Source organism: Psychrobacillus sp. FSL K6-2836 (assembly GCF_038003085.1).
In the GTDB taxonomy this organism is placed as follows: domain Bacteria; phylum Bacillota; class Bacilli; order Bacillales_A; family Planococcaceae; genus Psychrobacillus.
This window is the reverse complement of record NZ_JBBOOM010000001.1, coordinates 2,257,715-2,272,802: the sequence shown is the minus strand read 5'-3', so window position 1 is coordinate 2,272,802 and position 15,088 is coordinate 2,257,715. Positions and strand designations below refer to the sequence as shown.

The following is a 15,088-nucleotide window of genomic DNA, read 5'->3' as shown; positions in this document are numbered from 1 at the left end:
GAAAGAGGCTAAGAATAAGAGATTCTGAACCTCTTATCTCTCAGAAAGTAAACTTTCTGATGGAATTAGCACCGTGCCTTACGGAATTTTACATTCCGGCGCATAAAGCGCCCCGTCTCACAACGGTATTACGGTCGGTTGCTGGGCGTCATCGGGCCATTATCCCTCTGCCTGCTCTTGATAAGAGTGCGGTACTACTATTGATGTTTGTTTAGAATCCTAGCATACTAGAAAAAGTTATGTCAACAGTATTTCGAATAAATATAATTTTTAATTTTTTTGTTGACAGAATTTTTAATGCATGGAATAATCAATGTAATTTATTAAATAATTCAACTGAATATTTTCTTATTTAGAGCAGGTGGAGGGACAAGCCCTATGATACCCGGCAACCGATTCAATTTTGAACACGGTGCTAATTCTTGCAGCCAACAGGCTGAGAAATAAGAAGTTGTTAAACTATTAACCTCTTCTTATTTGAAGAGGTTTTTTATATTATCCGTTGAGCGCTTGCGCTTTTCTTATATTCTATCCAGCTCCTCGTGCCGCTTCAGAATTTCAGCAAAGGAACAAGACGCCTTTTCGTGAAATTCTTCAAGCGCTAGTCGGAGGCCCACAGGATGTAGGTCAGTCAGTCGTTGCGAAATGTTTTTTTATTTTGCGACGAGCTTTGCGCAGGAGCACCACGATGTCGCGAACTTAGACTGACTTCCCAAGCATAGACGCTTGCACATTTATTAAGTTAGGAGTGAAAAAATGAGCGGAATTACCGCGCACTATCAACTATACGGAAAATCTGGTTCTTTTGAAAAAAAGGCGGAAGATATTGCACTTGGATTGACTATTGGTTCTTGGACCAGTTTAGCTTTATTAGAACAGGAACAGCTAAAAAAGCATAAAGGAATTGTAATATCTGTTACTGAATTTAAGGACATCCTACATCCCATTCAACCGGAAAAAATTAAGGGAGAAATTAAAATATTCTATCCTGCAGCAAATTTTTCTACTGATATTCCGGCAATTTTAACAACAGTCTTCGGCAAACTATCGCTAGACGGTGAAGTAAAGTTATTAGATTTACAATTCGATCTAAATATGTTGTCTCATTTCCCTGGTCCACGCTTCGGCATACAAGGAATCCGAGAAATATTAGGAGTCCATGAACGCCCACTAGTTATGAGTATATTCAAAGGAGTCATTGGGAGAGATATTGACTATTTAGCCGAGCAGCTTAAACAGCAGGCACTCGGTGGAGTTGATCTTGTAAAAGATGATGAAATTCTATTCGAAAACCCACTTACTCCTTTTGAAACACGTATTACTACTGGGCGCGAAGTCTTGAGGCAAGTGTATGAAGACACCGGGCATCGTACTTTATATGCAGTAAATTTGTCGGGACGTACATTCGAGTTAAAAGATAAGGCCAAAAAAGCCCGAGAACTTGGAGCAGATGCACTCCTATTTAATGTTCACACTTATGGATTAGACGTTCTTCAAGAGCTAGCGGAAGACGAGGAAATCCAATTGCCACTTATGGCACACCCGGCTTATAGTGGAGCATTAACGTCCTCAGCATTTTATGGGGTTTCAACATCACTAGTTCTTGGAAAACTTACTCGTTATGCAGGAGCAGACTTTTCATTGTTCCCTTCTCCTTATGGTAGCGTTGCGCTTGAAAAGTCTATAGCTCTTTCTTTAGGTGAAGAGCTAACAAAAATCAGCAAGGTTAAACAATGCTTTCCAGTTCCATCTGCAGGAATTCACCCCGGTCTCGTACCACTATTAATGGATGACTATGGAATTGATAGCATTATTAATGCAGGCGGGGGTGTACATGGGCATCCCGCAGGTGCAACAGGAGGTGGTTTAGCTTTTAGGCAGGCCGTATCAGCTGTTTTGGAAGGTATTCCGTTAGAACAGGCAGCGAAACAACATAGTGAACTAAAAACAGCAATTGAATTATGGGGGTGATTATATGAGTAAACTTGTAGTTTTTTGTGACTTTGATGGAACCATTACCAATCAGGATAATATTATGGCAATTATGAAAAAGTTTGCTCCACCAGAATGGACACCGATTAAAGATGATATTTTAGGTCAACGAATTTCCATACGAGAAGGCGTAGCAAAAATGTTCGCTCTCCTACCTATCGAGTCAAAAGATGAAATTATTTCTTTTGTACTTAAGCAGGCGATTATTCGCGATGGATTTAGTGAATTTGTATCCTTTACAAAAAAGCATGACATACCACTTTATATCGTAAGTGGCGGTATAGACTTTTTCGTCCATAAGCTACTAGAACCATTCGGGCCATTTGCAGGAGTTTATTGTAATACATCAGAATTTTCCAAGGATACAATTCACATTGATTTTCCACATAGCTGTGATGAACAATGCACGAGCCAAGGCTGTGGTTGCTGTAAACCATCTATTATTCGTACTCTGCTTGACCAAGATGCTATGAGTGTTGTAATTGGCGATTCTATTACTGATTTAGAAGCAGCAAAATTGGGAGATATCATTATCGCAAGAGACTTCTTAATCGAAAAATGCGAGGAAATAAATATTCCCTATGAGCCATTTGAGAACTTCCACGATGTGATAAAGATTATTGATGCTAAATTAGGTGTGAAATTATGACTTTACAAGATAAATGGGAAGAACTTGCGAATATAAAAGATGAGTTAGCTGCAAGAGATTGGTTTATGGGGACTAGCGGAAATCTTGCTATTAAAGTAAATGATAATCCTATAGAGTTTTTAGTAACTGCAAGCGGAAAAGATAAAAAAAAGAGGACTTCAGAAGATTTTTTACTTGTTGATGCCACTGGAAATCCAGTAGAAAATACTCATTTAACTCCATCTGCCGAAACATTACTACACTGTGCAATATATCGAGAGACAAATGCAGGTTGCAGTCTACACATCCATACAGTTGCCAATAACGTTATCTCTGAATTATACGGCGATAAAGGTTCAGTTGATTTTCAAGGCATTGAACTTATTAAAGCATTTGGAATGTGGGAAGAGGATGCAATACTCTCTATACCAATTATTCCAAACTACGCTCATATTCCGAAACTTGCAGAAGAGTTTACATCTTTTATTTCTGCTGACAAGGGAGCTATACTTATTCGGAACCATGGTATAACAGTTTGGGGAAAAGATGGGTTCGAAGCTAAAAAACTCCTTGAGGCTTGTGAGTTTTTATTTCAATATCAATTAGCATTACATCAAATACACTCAAAATAGAAAGGAAGATTTTTGATGGCTATTATTAAAATCCAAGAAACAAGTGAAACAATTGAAGTACAAAACGAGGTAGCAGCATTTTTAGAAAGTCAGGAAGTAATTTATGAACATTGGGATAATGACAAGTTACCAGAAAATCTTCGTGAAAAATTCGACTTAAACGACGAAGAAAAGCAAGAGATTCTACAAGCTTTCCAAGTGGAAATAGACGATATCTCTACCCGTCGTGGCTATCAAGCAGCTGATATTATTTCTCTATCTGATTCAAACCCTAATTTAGATGAACTGTTAAAAAATTTCGAACGCAAGCACCTTCATACGGACGATGAAGTTCGTTATATTGTAAGTGGCCATGGTGTCTTCATAATACAAGGCAAGGACAAAGGCTACTTTGAAGTTCATCTTTCACCTGGTGATTTGATATCCGTACCTGAGAATATTACACATTACTTCACATTATCAGAGGACCGTAAAGTTGTTGCTGTTCGCATATTTGTAACAACAGAGGGCTGGGTTCCAGTTTATCAAGAGGAAGCAGTAGAACAATAAAAATAAATACTCCTTGTAGGAATTAACTAAGGAGCAGCTTCCAATCTATTTCTCTAAAAATAAGAAAAAACGGAACTAGAGCAAAGCTACTTTCCTATTCATAGAAGGACTGACAGTCTAAGTACGCGACATCGTGGTGCTTCTACGAAAAGCTCGTCGCAAAATAAAAAGAAATTTCTCAACGACTGTCTGATCCACATCATGTGGGCCTAGAATATGCAAATTCGTTCGTTATTTCGCTTCTTTGTTTAGTGAATACTTATTATTTCCCTGTATTTCCACTAGCATAAAAGAAAATCACCTTTTTCATCCTTCCTTTCAAAATAGAACCCCTAATTTCACGGGTCCCTTTTATATACTTAATCTTAAAAAAAGTGGATGACTCATTTTATGAGTTCATCCACTTTTTTCATGTCTATTCGGTAGATACCTTTAATATCTCGTAAAATACATCCATTTGCTTCAAAAATACGTCTCATAGGGGCATTCCCTGTGTCTGTACTTCCTACATAAGTTTTGGCACCTAATGTTTTCAAAAGTTCCAATGTAATAGAATGAAATATCTTGCCATATCCTTTTCCTCGTCGCTCTGGTACAACCCCAAAATAAAACATTCTTCCCTCATCAGTAGTACCCTGTTCAATATGAGGAATACTGATTCCATAATTCATACCATCTTGAGAAAAGATAAAGCACTGTTCTCGCCAATCAGTACCTAATTCACGTTCAAGTGACTCCATTATTTGACTGATAGAAAACAACTTATTCTTGTTAGCCGAACCACTTCTGCATGAATCGTACAATATAGCAAATTCCGAATCAGTAACTAGGCTATTAGAAAGTGCATCTACTTGAAAAGTACTTATATTATTAAATGGGCCCACCAATGTCTTTGTATACTCCACAATAGAAGACACTTTCTTGAAACCACGCTTTAACAGCCAATCCTCATTCTCTTCATCCATCAGAAGAGATAGATAGGCTACTTTTTGTGCCTTCCACTCTGTTAATAATTTATCAAATGCAACTAAGTATTCTATGTTTGGAATATGAGATACTTTTAGCTGATCCACAAGCCAGTATTCTTGGTCTTTTTTAATCAGATTGAAAAGGTTCACCTATCGATTCCTCCAAGCGGTTGTTAGCTTAATGTTCGTTTTAAGAAAGCTTTTGTTCGTTCTTCTGTTGGATTGTTAAAGATTTGTTCAGGAGGACCTTCTTCGGCAATTACTCCTTTATCCATAAAAACAACTCGATCAGCAACTTCTTTAGCGAACTCCATCTCATGTGTAACTATTAACATAGTAAGGCCCGTACCTGCTAGCTCTTTCATCACTTTCAGCACCTCTCCAACCATTTCTGGATCAAGTGCCGAGGTTGGTTCATCAAATAACATGACATCTGGTTCCATAGAAAGTGCTCTAGCTATCGCAACACGTTGCTTTTGACCGCCTGATAATTGCTTTGGTTTGGCATTTACATAATGATCCATTCCGACTACTTTTAAGTATTTTAACGCAATTTTTTCGGCATCTTCTTTAGAGCGTTTTAACACTTTTACTTGACCGACCATACAGTTATTTAACACATTATGGTTATTGAATAAGTTAAATTGTTGGAAAACCATTCCTAGCTTTGTTCGGTAGGCATGAATATCATGTTTTTCATCTAAAATATTCTCCCCGTTATAAATAATTTGTCCGCCACTGGGCTTTTCTAACAAGTTTATACAACGAAGTAAGGTGGACTTTCCTGATCCAGAGGAACCTATGATGCAAACAACTTCTCCCTTGTTCACCGAAAAATCTATATCTTTTAGAACCTCATGATTTCCGAAGGATTTACTTAAATGTTGAACTTCGATGACATTTTCCACAGATTTTTCCTCCTTCGTTTAATCTAAATTAGTATTATTTTTGGTTACCATAAGTTGTGGTGGTGGCTGTCCAATCATGCTGTAGTTTTCTGGTCCATCTAATTTTCTTTCTATATAACGTAATATTAATGTTACAGTAAACGTCATGACGAAATACAAAATACATGCTATAAAGAAAGGCTCAAAGTACTTAAAGCTTATACCTGCAACTGTTTTCGCTTGAAAATATAGTTCCGTGACACCGATCACATTTAATACCGAAGTATCTTTAATATTTATGATAAATTGATTGCCTGTAGCTGGCAAAATATTGCGGATTACTTGAGGTAAAACAACACTCCACATTGTTTGAACGTGATTCATGCCAATTGCTTGTGCAGCCTCAAATTGCCCTTTATCAATCGAGATGACACCACCTCGCACAATTTCTGCCATATAAGCACCCGTGTTAATCGAAACAATGAATATCGCTGCCATAGTGCGGTCCATATCTATTCCAAAGGCTAGCGCGGACCCATAGAATATCACCATTGCTTGTACAATCATTGGTGTTCCTCTGAAAAATTCAATATATACAGAAAGTATCAGATTAACTATTTTTAATAGAATGCGTTTTAGTTTTCTTTCGGGCGTAGGAATTGTACGAATAACCCCTGCCAGCAAACCAATAACCGCTCCAATAATCGTCCCAATTATAGAGATTAATAACGTCATTCCTGCTCCACGAAGGAACATCGGCCAGTTACTTGTAATCATCGAAATAATATATTCTATGCTCATGTATTTCCCTCCTTCCAAATAAAAACCGACTGCAAAAAGATGCAGCCGGTATCACTTCATCCTTATTTCGCCGCTGGTTGGTTATGAATAGCAGCATCCATAATTTCTTGTCGCTCTTCTTCAGAAATTTCCGCTAAAATTTTGTTGATTTGCTCAGTTAAATCACTATCTTTTTTCAACCCTACTGCCACTGCTGTATCCTCTTCTGCAGCTTTAAATCCTTCTGTAAATTCAACCATTGCGAAGTTTTCATTTGCAGAAGAAGCACTAATCCCTTCTGGGCGTTCAGATACATAGCCATCAATAACTCCAGATTCCAATGCTACACGCATTGCGGAGAAGTTATCAGATGCTGGTTGTTTTTTCACACCTTTAATTTGATCGATTACACCATAATGTGAAGTATTCAGCTGGCCTGTGATTTTAGCACCACTAAAGTCTTGAATAGAAGTAGCCCCTTCAAAAGAACCACCTTTTTTCACAACCATAACAAAGTTGGATGTGTAATAGTTTTCCGAAAAGTCAATTGTTTCTTTACGCTCTTCAGTAGGTGACATTCCTGCGATAATTGCATCGATTTTATCTGATTGTAATGATGGTACAAGTCCATCCCATTCTGTTTTAACGATAACTAGTTCTTTTCCTAATCCGTCTGCAATGCGTTTAGCAATTTCTACATCATATCCACCGGCATATTCTGCGTTACCATCAATCTTCACTCCACCATTGGAGTCATCTAGTTGTGTCCAGTTAAAAGGTGCATAACCAGCTTCTAAACCTACTGTAAACGTATCTACAGCTGCTTCTTTAGTATCGTCAGAGGAAGATCCTGAAGTTTCTGTAGTATCTGTTCCACATGCTGCTAATAAAAACAAAAAGCTTACGAATATCGTTAAAAATACTAATCTCTTTTTCATTATAATTACTCCCTTTTTATCAATATATGTTCTTACTTATAAAAAAAGACAACTTGTACAAAAAAAGACCTGAGATGAACTCAGGTCGCAATATGTATAGTTGCCCTAAATCCTCTACTTTTCCCAAATGAGATAGCACACCATTATAAACTGGGATGTTTATAGTGGACAGTCCTGCAATTATTAACTGCAGACCCAGCAAGTAATACCGAGCAATATTACAAACTTCGGCGATATTTCCTTCTCCATAGAATCATAGCTTCTCAAACTCCACTAAGGACTGTTAAATATCGCGCCTCTACCTCACTATATTAAGTGAGGCTGTATTCAATTATGTTTCATAGTTTACAATACACATATATTTCTGTCAACTACTTTAGAATTATATTTAGCTAAGTATATGTTATAATGAATAGATGCGTCAAAAAAATAAAGAAATTTAGTTATCAAAGCGTCTACCCGCATGGATAATTATTTTTTATTAGGAGCTGATATTATGAGATCTGTCCAACTTACAGATCACAAAGTAACTGAAGAGAAAGACACAGACTATTCATTAGAGAAGGTGCCCCGTAGCCAAAGAAATATGGGTTGGTTAAGCATAACCAATATTACGTTCGGAATAGCCACTGCGATTTTTTACTTTCAAATGGGGAGTGTAATGGCTCTTCAATTTGGAGCAATTAATGCTATTATCTCCTCTATTTATGCAATAATAGTTGCCGGTATACTGGGAACCCTCATTGCTTACTTATCTGCAAAATCTGGAATGAATGTCAATTTATTATCTAGAAGTGGAGGCTTTGGCTATATAGGTGCTTCCTTAACATCCTTCCTCTATGCGACAAACTTTATTATGTATTGTGCATTTGAAGGTCTCATTTTAGTTTCCGCGGTTCATACCTTCTTCCCCAACCTACAAGAGTGGGCATTAATCATTTTCTTCGGTTTTATCGTTATACCTTTAAATTGGTTTGGCATTAAACAGCTAGATAAATTACAAAAGAGGTCTTTACCTATATTCGTTGTTTTCTTAATAGCAGCTATTGTTATTTCGTTTTATAAGACTCCAGTATTTGAAGGACCTTTTTGGACTTATCTACCTGAAGGAGTTCAAGTTGGAGGACAAGCTTTACTTCTATGCATAGGAGTTCAACACGGAATAATGGGTCTAACAGCCCTACTAGCTTCGGATTATGCACGTTTTTTAAAACCGAAGGATATTAAAGTTGGATCTGTGGCAATCGGTTTTATACCACAAATTTTCTGTTTCGGTATTATGGGTGGTCTAGGCATATGGTTTGGTGTTCGCTTAGGTGAACCGAATCCAGGAGTTTATATTGTAATGCTTCTTGGCATTGGCGGAGCATTATTCACTATGTTAACCCAACTACGTATAAATATTACTAATATATATAGTAGTTCCTTATCTTTATCCAACTTCTTTGAAAACATCTTTAAATTTACTCCCGGGCGTCGGTTTTGGGTAGTCGTAAGTGGAATCAGCGCAATAGCCCTAATGCTTGGTGGCATTGTTGATTACTTAGATACCGCTATGACATTTCAAGGTGTATTTTTACTTTCATGGGCAGCTATACTAGTTACCGATGCATTAATCGTAAAAAAAGTTTTGAAAATTGGTAATGGTTATTATGAGGAGCGCCAAGAATATTTATACAAATGGAATCCCGTTGGAGTTGTATCTTTGATCGTATCTAGTGGCTTAGGCACATTTGCAGCACTAGGTTATATGGGGAATTTTTTACAAAGTACTGCTGCTTTTTTTGCAGCCATTTTAGCAGCAATTCTTACAGTTTTTATTGCGGTATTAACAAAAGGTAAGTATTACAATAAAGGCACTGCCGATGATATTCCCAATGAAGATTATATTGCATAAACATTAACTACTTCTTTCAATTTAGTTAACCCCTAATCCCTAATGAATAAATCAAAAAAATATACTCATTATTGACATGAAAAAAGTAATCCATTTTTTGAGTTAACACTCGGGATGGATTACTTTTCACTTCTTTCATCTTCATTAAAGAAAATCGTGAATCCAAAGTGAAAATAAGCTTAACTTCCAAAAGTGCAGTTTCGTCTTTAACAATTTATATTATCAACAGGACATCAGTTTCATCTGTGTTACAAGTCACTTTCTTTTTTCTATACTATTGTTAACAACATTTGCTATATTGTGAATGGTATTTTCAAGAGAGTCTATTTTATTTTCAAATCGATGCAACAAATAAATAGTGACTACAATGGGAAATCCGAAGTTTCCAATTAATTGTATAATATTTTCCTCCCCAATCATGAGTATCCCCCTTTCCCTAGTTTTTACCATTCCACAAGCAGCGATATACCTGTTGAGTAAAACCAATTAAATAACTATAATCTTTTGACTGACTTGTCCCTAAAATAGAAAATCACACTTCTACTTAATTTTAAAATTACCTTTGTATAAATTATTTAATATTTATTATATTATACTAAATTTTTATCATTTTTAGAATAATTATAAGTTGGGAAATATGCTTTATGTCCTTAGACTATTAATACCTAACTCAAACGAATTTCATAATATGATGAAATTTTAATATTTTATAATAAAATTCGGATAATTATACTACCTATATTCGACAATCTTCTACCACTTTCTATGTTTTTCTACAACGCATTAGTCATTTTGAGTCGAACGATTGAAAAAGGGTATTTAGCTTTTTTCAAGAATTAGTACATTACTAATTCATAAGGGGTGAAGAAAATGAGTAGTATAGGTCATATAATAAAATCAGAAAGATTAAACCAAAGTATGAAACAAACAACATTGGCCAAGGGAATCTGCTCTACATCCTACTTAAGTAAAATAGAAAATAATTTAACCGTACCAAGTGAAGAAGTAATAACGTTTTTACTTAAAAAACTAAATATAGAAATAAATCAAGTATCCAATGAAAAAGAAAACAAAGTTATTGTTTCGTTATGTGAACTGTACAAAACTGGAATTCTGAAAAGGGATAAGGAATTTATAAGAGAATCCTTGCATAAATTCACCAGCCAAAAGCTATATTTTTTACAACTTAATAATTACTATAGTTATCACATTTATATGTTTCGTCTCTTGTTAATACTGGATGAAGAGAAGGATATCCTCCAATCTACCTTTAACGTAATTGCGAAAATAAAAGATGATATAGATGATAAACAAAAGTTTATTATTAATTTAAATCTTGGCCTTTATCATTATTTGAATGGAAATTATCAAGATGCATTAAATCAATTGGAAAAGTCATTAAAATTCATAAATAATGGGATCAATGAAGAATGGGAAATAGCAGATTTTAATAATGTACTAAGCTTAACGTACTTTAAATGTAATGAATTTTTTAACGCTATAAATTATGCGTCAAAATCATTACTTTATTATAAGGACAATCTTTTATTTGAAAGAGCGATTGATAATTACATCGTTATAGGAATTGCACATAAAAAAATGAGAAAATACGAAGAAGCAGAAAAAAACTATAATTTAGCAGGGAAACTGGCAATAGATTATAGACTGATTAATTATGAGGAGGTGATCTATCAAAATTTAGGTTCATTATATGCAATCCAGGGGAGTCATGAAAAAGCAATCGAGTTTTATAATCTTAGTTTAAAAATTAAGGAAGAAGGTTGTAACACCGATGGGTATTTATTAACAATTCTATCTGTTATAAAAGAGTATTCCAAACAGTCCGATCATCAACAGGTCCTCGAATGGTGTAAGAAAGGCTTAGATAAAATAGTGGGAGAGAAAAACTCTAGCAAAGAATATATTTCTTATTATTTTCACTTAGAAATATATAAGAATTATCATAATTCAACTGACGAACTTGAAATGATATTAAAGGAAGCTATTAATTACTTTGAACAAGAACAGGATGAACGACATGTTCAAAAGTATTCCATTTTGTTAGCAGATTACCTTTTTAAACAAAACAAATTTAAAGCTGCAAGTTTATATTATCAAAAATCAAATCAGATTCTATTTAAACAAAAATTTATTAATAAATGGGAGGATTTATAAGGTGAAAAAGAAAATTGTATTACTAACCCTATCAAGCATTGTCATCTTGGCTTTAAGCTTTACAACAAACATAAAACATATTGGTGAAGAAGAAACCCCAAGACCAACATCTATAGGAAATTCATTTATTTAAAACAACTTTCCACTGTGTTTTCTGCGTAGATTACTAATAAAACCGGTCATCCAAGTGGATAGCCGGTTTTACTGATTGTTGCTTTAGAAAACGGCTTATTTCACTCAACAAAGATATATAAAACCGTTTTTTCTAAAGAAAGATAATACTCTTCTTCTTTTTGTTGGTCGAATCGACCTTCCCACTTAGCCATAACAATTGACTAAACCTTCCAGTGGAATACCCACTGTTCCTACTTGTAACCACTTTCTGAAAAACAGATTAGATTAACTAGTAGTATATGGGCAACTTGTAAAATCATACAGTATTCTACATTTATATTTACGATGTAAATTTAACCTTAGATTATTTATAATTTTCTACTACTTCCAAATAAAGTACTTGAAGATATTTTTTTATATTTACCTTAATTTTAGAAGTATTTACCCTATTTTCTCCAATTTCAATTGTTAGTTTTCGAATCTCTTGAAAATCGAAGTATCGTGGCGCATAATGCTCGAATTCCGAGTTTGTATTATCAATGGCACCAATTGTAGCCATATGTTGCATAGCAGATAATATAGTTCTTCGTATTCGCTGTTCGATTGCCTTCATTTCTTTTTTTATATCTCCCGCATCCTGTTTCACCGCAAGCGATTCATATATATCTTTTAAGGGGGGAAATTTGTTCAAAGGATTACTATGATGAATAAGGATTTCCACTATCGAGATCAGATCATTGCATCCTACCTCACCCACTATCCCCATGTCGCTTAGCTTCGAGCTAACAATCTCTCTAACATTTTGCTTTTTTTGCACTGGCTTTAAAGAACCAATATTTGATAAGGAATCTTTTATCGCCCTGAGAGAATCCTTCAAACGAAATTGTTCTGCTGTTTTCGTTAAAATGCTCTGAACCTCCACACGATTAATCGGCTTATGTATAAAAAACTCAATACCTTTTATATATGCTTCTCCCACCATCTCTTTATTGACAACTTGCGAAATCATTATAAATTGCCCTTCAAATCCCTTACTTTTCAATTGATCAATCATTTCAAGTCCATCTAATTCTGGCATTAGAAAATCAATGAGAACAACATCCGGCTCTGTTGTGAGAATTGGTGATATACTTTCCACCCCATTTTCCGCTTCACCAACAACTAGTCCCAGCTCTCCCTCTGTTATGATTTTTTTAAGCATCAATCGGCTTGCTGAATCATCGTCTACAATATAATAGCGCAGTGTTCCTCCCTCACCTTCTCAAGTTTTTTGTTGGAATGTTAACTTTGAAAATAACACCCTTTTCGTGTGATTTAATGTGTATATTGCCTTCCAATGTAAGAATAATTTCTTTTGTGTGAGATAGCCCAATACCCGTTGCAGCTACTCCCTGATCATTGAACTTAGTTGTATAGCCTGGTTCAAAAACAATTACTTGATCTTCATCTGGAATACCTTTGCCAGTATCTTCAATCACAAACCACGTATTGTGAGACTCCTCATACATATCTATATAAATATCTCCGTCATAGAAAATTGCTTCTACTGCATTCGCAACCAGATTATTCAATATTGCCAATAACGGAATTTGCTGCTCCGTTTCAAAATCAATTGAAATAGTAGAGTGAATAACAATTCGTTTTTTCAACAATTCACTATATTTTTCATTGGCATGAATAACAAGTTGGAGTATCTCTGAAAGAAAATAACGTTTCTCCATTTTAGCTTTTGTAATTTTCTCCAATCCTGCTAAAATACGTTGGGAATCCTTTTTCACCTCATGAATTTCCTGCGAAACATGCAGTGCTTGAATACTTAAAGAATGACATTCTTGTTTTTTTAGCTGACGATATAAATCGTAGCTAGATGCAGTAATTTGTTCAATATGATTCATCGACTTTTGTAAATAAAGTGTTTCTGCATATAGATTGGAACCAACTTCTAGCATTTCCTGCATACGCTTGTTTTGTTCCATTATTGTAATGGAACTATATAAACCTACTACAAAATAACTTCGAAAAATGGCTACTAATGCTAATAATACCCATTCTTGAAACTCAAAATGCAAATCGCTTACTAACAAATAACGACCAATATGTTCCACACCATTAGCCGTAAACTCAATTGCTGTAGCAACTGCTCCAAGTAAAAGAGGCGCAGTTTTGAAACGTTCTAACTTTATAACACTTAAACCAACTGCAAATAGTAAATAAAATAAAAATGCGGGTAAATGATTCTCAAAGATTAGCCCAAAAGCATCATTCGTGAATAACATATCTTTCCCGATTCGTACAACTACAACAGCAACTCCTGTAAAAAGACCAGTGAAGACATACGAGGCTGGCTGAAGTATTAACAAAAGAAAGAAGAAAGCAGCACTTCCTAATCCAAAACGGAAGTCTTCCCCATTGAAAGGAATAACTTTAAATTCACTAGCAAGTACAGTAAATAATATTGTTATTGCCAAGGCACTCCATTTATTAGAGACTATTTGATGTCGTTTAATAACCATAAAACTCTCCTGTATGTATGGATGTATGTATTTAATAGTATGAGTATAACATTTCCAGGTCAACTTTAGACGAAGACCACATTGGTAGTATTGTATTTCCTATACATTTAAAACACACTATTATATAGTGACATTAGGTGATCATATGAAGATAAAAATGTATGTAAACAATGAAAAGATAATCGCAGGGATGACAATGAAGGATAAAAAGGAATTAGAACAGGGAAATATGGCTTTACATGCATGTATAAATCCAGAGCATATTTTAGAAAACCGTAAAAAGTTAGCAACTTCTCTATCTTGTGGGATTGATAATTTCGTTTGTGCCAATCAAACTCATAGCGTTCATTTTCATCGAGTAACACTTGAAGATAAAGGATCTGGCGCCAGAAGGAAAGATACAGCAATAGCTAATACGGATGCCCTGTATACATTTGAACCAAATATTGTTCTAACTAGCTTTACTGCGGATTGTGTTCCAGTTATTTTATACAATAACGTAAATGGTCTTATTGGTGTCATTCATTCGGGTTGGCAAGGAACGATTAAGGAAATTACCCCCAAGCTATTTAAGCATTTAATGGAGGTGGAAAACTGTAATCCAAGTGACTTCCATGTTCAAATAGGTGCTGCACTAAGCCAAGAGAAATTTGAGGTCGATGCAGATGTCTATGTAAAATTTAAAGACTTGGGCTATGCCAATGACTTTATGTATTATAAGGAATCCACCAACAAATATCATATTGATAATCAGTTGACTGTAAAAAAACAATGCGAACTTGCTGGAATCCCTTCTGACCAAATTACAATCGATCCTACCTGCACATTTTTGAGTCCAGATGGATTCTCCTATCGTGAAGATAAACAAGCGGGAAGACATTTAAGCTTTATAATGAGAAAAGATTAATCATCTACAAGAGGCTGGGACAGAACCCCAAAATAGCATTTTTCTCTGTGAGAAAAATGCTATTTTTTTGCTGTGCATAAAATTGATTTCCATTCCAGGGATGCTTTC

General features: G+C 35.1%; 15 protein-coding genes and 3 riboswitches. Of the genes, 8 read left to right on the top strand and 7 right to left on the bottom strand.

Translation table 11 applies throughout. The features are described 5' to 3' along the window. Positions 1–30: 30 nt before the first annotated feature. Positions 31–187, bottom strand: a riboswitch (SAM riboswitch). A 158-nt stretch (positions 188–345) separates the two neighbouring features. After that, positions 346–450: riboswitch (SAM riboswitch) on the top strand. 306 nt (positions 451–756) lie between these two features. The 4 genes from mtnW to MKY37_RS10610 are packed head-to-tail and all read left to right on the top strand — an operon-like array spanning position 757 to position 3,801. Next, positions 757–1,971 (top strand): 2,3-diketo-5-methylthiopentyl-1-phosphate enolase, encoded by a 1,215-nt coding sequence (mtnW, locus tag MKY37_RS10625; RefSeq protein WP_340776829.1) that lies wholly within the window; start codon positions 757–759, stop codon positions 1,969–1,971. A gap of 4 nt (positions 1,972–1,975) precedes the next feature. After that, the gene (locus MKY37_RS10620; RefSeq protein WP_340776827.1) at positions 1,976–2,641 is read left to right on the top strand and encodes a 2-hydroxy-3-keto-5-methylthiopentenyl-1-phosphate phosphatase; all 666 of its coding nucleotides are present in this window, start codon (positions 1,976–1,978) and stop codon (positions 2,639–2,641) included. Then, positions 2,638–3,252, top strand: a complete 615-nt coding sequence (locus MKY37_RS10615) for a methylthioribulose 1-phosphate dehydratase (RefSeq protein WP_445323037.1) — start codon at positions 2,638–2,640, stop codon at positions 3,250–3,252. Before MKY37_RS10620 ends, MKY37_RS10615 begins: the two co-directional genes overlap by 4 nt. 15 nt (positions 3,253–3,267) lie before the next feature. Continuing rightward, a complete protein-coding gene (locus MKY37_RS10610; RefSeq protein ID WP_340776825.1) occupies positions 3,268–3,801 on the top strand; it encodes a 1,2-dihydroxy-3-keto-5-methylthiopentene dioxygenase in 534 nt (177 codons plus the stop codon). Positions 3,802–4,184: 383 nt separating this feature from the next. On the opposite strand, the gene MKY37_RS10605 is transcribed toward MKY37_RS10610, so the two are convergent. The 4 genes from MKY37_RS10605 to MKY37_RS10590 all read right to left on the bottom strand — a co-directional run bounded on the left by MKY37_RS10605 (position 4,185) and on the right by MKY37_RS10590 (position 7,374). Continuing rightward, on the bottom strand, positions 4,185–4,919 hold the full coding sequence (locus tag MKY37_RS10605; protein WP_340776822.1) for a hypothetical protein: 735 nt from the start codon (positions 4,917–4,919) through the stop codon (positions 4,185–4,187). A gap of 23 nt (positions 4,920–4,942) precedes the next feature. Further along, positions 4,943–5,677 (bottom strand): amino acid ABC transporter ATP-binding protein, encoded by a 735-nt coding sequence (locus MKY37_RS10600; protein WP_340776820.1) that lies wholly within the window; start codon positions 5,675–5,677, stop codon positions 4,943–4,945. An 18-nt stretch (positions 5,678–5,695) separates the two neighbouring features. Beyond that, positions 5,696–6,457, bottom strand: coding sequence for an amino acid ABC transporter permease (locus tag MKY37_RS10595; RefSeq protein ID WP_340776816.1), 762 nt, complete (start codon positions 6,455–6,457; stop codon positions 5,696–5,698). A 62-nt stretch (positions 6,458–6,519) separates the two neighbouring features. Next, on the bottom strand, positions 6,520–7,374 hold the full coding sequence (locus MKY37_RS10590) for a transporter substrate-binding domain-containing protein (protein WP_340776814.1): 855 nt from the start codon (positions 7,372–7,374) through the stop codon (positions 6,520–6,522). Positions 7,375–7,499: 125 nt separating this feature from the next. Next, positions 7,500–7,683: riboswitch (Lysine riboswitch) on the bottom strand. A 187-nt stretch (positions 7,684–7,870) separates the two neighbouring features. Here MKY37_RS10590 and MKY37_RS10585 point away from each other — a divergent pair. Then, positions 7,871–9,271, top strand: coding sequence for a purine-cytosine permease family protein (locus MKY37_RS10585; RefSeq protein ID WP_340776811.1), 1,401 nt, complete (start codon positions 7,871–7,873; stop codon positions 9,269–9,271). 255 nt (positions 9,272–9,526) lie between these two features. On the opposite strand, the gene MKY37_RS10580 is transcribed toward MKY37_RS10585, so the two are convergent. Then, positions 9,527–9,691 carry a YvrJ family protein gene (locus MKY37_RS10580; RefSeq protein WP_340776809.1) on the bottom strand — a complete coding sequence of 55 codons (165 nt, stop codon included), beginning with the start codon at positions 9,689–9,691 and terminating at the stop codon, positions 9,527–9,529. A gap of 450 nt (positions 9,692–10,141) precedes the next feature. Here MKY37_RS10580 and MKY37_RS10575 point away from each other — a divergent pair, with 450 nt between their 5' ends. After that, complete coding sequence (locus MKY37_RS10575) at positions 10,142–11,446, top strand: helix-turn-helix transcriptional regulator (RefSeq protein WP_340776807.1); 1,305 nt, start codon at positions 10,142–10,144, stop codon at positions 11,444–11,446. A 1-nt stretch (position 11,447) separates the two neighbouring features. Then, on the top strand, positions 11,448–11,579 hold the full coding sequence (locus MKY37_RS10570; RefSeq protein ID WP_340776804.1) for a hypothetical protein: 132 nt from the start codon (positions 11,448–11,450) through the stop codon (positions 11,577–11,579). A 345-nt stretch (positions 11,580–11,924) separates the two neighbouring features. On the opposite strand, the gene MKY37_RS10565 is transcribed toward MKY37_RS10570, so the two are convergent. Together MKY37_RS10565 and MKY37_RS10560 are read right to left on the bottom strand one after the other, a co-directional pair. Beyond that, the gene (locus MKY37_RS10565) at positions 11,925–12,803 is read right to left on the bottom strand and encodes a response regulator (protein WP_340779899.1); all 879 of its coding nucleotides are present in this window, start codon (positions 12,801–12,803) and stop codon (positions 11,925–11,927) included. A gap of 10 nt (positions 12,804–12,813) precedes the next feature. After that, the gene (locus MKY37_RS10560) at positions 12,814–14,073 is read right to left on the bottom strand and encodes an ATP-binding protein (RefSeq protein ID WP_340776801.1); all 1,260 of its coding nucleotides are present in this window, start codon (positions 14,071–14,073) and stop codon (positions 12,814–12,816) included. 145 nt (positions 14,074–14,218) lie between these two features. On the opposite strand from MKY37_RS10560, the gene pgeF reads away from it, so the two are divergent. Then, positions 14,219–14,980 (top strand): peptidoglycan editing factor PgeF, encoded by a 762-nt coding sequence (pgeF, locus tag MKY37_RS10555; RefSeq protein ID WP_340779898.1) that lies wholly within the window; start codon positions 14,219–14,221, stop codon positions 14,978–14,980. Positions 14,981–15,088: the final 108 nt, after the last annotated feature.

What these genes read in the sequence shown, in the direction of transcription:
- mtnW (WP_340776829.1), top strand. Translation starts at nt 757, where the DNA reads ATGAGCGGAATTACCGCGCACTATCAACTATACGGAAAATCTGGTTCT.
- MKY37_RS10620 (WP_340776827.1), top strand. Translation starts at nt 1,976, where the DNA reads ATGAGTAAACTTGTAGTTTTTTGTGACTTTGATGGAACCATTACCAAT.
- MKY37_RS10585 (WP_340776811.1), top strand. Translation starts at nt 7,871, where the DNA reads ATGAGATCTGTCCAACTTACAGATCACAAAGTAACTGAAGAGAAAGAC.
- MKY37_RS10590 (WP_340776814.1), bottom strand. Translation starts at nt 7,374, where the DNA reads ATGAAAAAGAGATTAGTATTTTTAACGATATTCGTAAGCTTTTTGTTT.
- MKY37_RS10575 (WP_340776807.1), top strand. Translation starts at nt 10,142, where the DNA reads ATGAGTAGTATAGGTCATATAATAAAATCAGAAAGATTAAACCAAAGT.
- pgeF (WP_340779898.1), top strand. Translation starts at nt 14,219, where the DNA reads ATGAAGATAAAAATGTATGTAAACAATGAAAAGATAATCGCAGGGATG.
- MKY37_RS10610 (WP_340776825.1), top strand. Translation starts at nt 3,268, where the DNA reads ATGGCTATTATTAAAATCCAAGAAACAAGTGAAACAATTGAAGTACAA.
- MKY37_RS10560 (WP_340776801.1), bottom strand. Translation starts at nt 14,073, where the DNA reads ATGGTTATTAAACGACATCAAATAGTCTCTAATAAATGGAGTGCCTTG.
- MKY37_RS10580 (WP_340776809.1), bottom strand. Translation starts at nt 9,691, where the DNA reads ATGATTGGGGAGGAAAATATTATACAATTAATTGGAAACTTCGGATTT.
- MKY37_RS10615 (WP_445323037.1), top strand. Translation starts at nt 2,638, where the DNA reads ATGACTTTACAAGATAAATGGGAAGAACTTGCGAATATAAAAGATGAG.
- MKY37_RS10595 (WP_340776816.1), bottom strand. Translation starts at nt 6,457, where the DNA reads ATGAGCATAGAATATATTATTTCGATGATTACAAGTAACTGGCCGATG.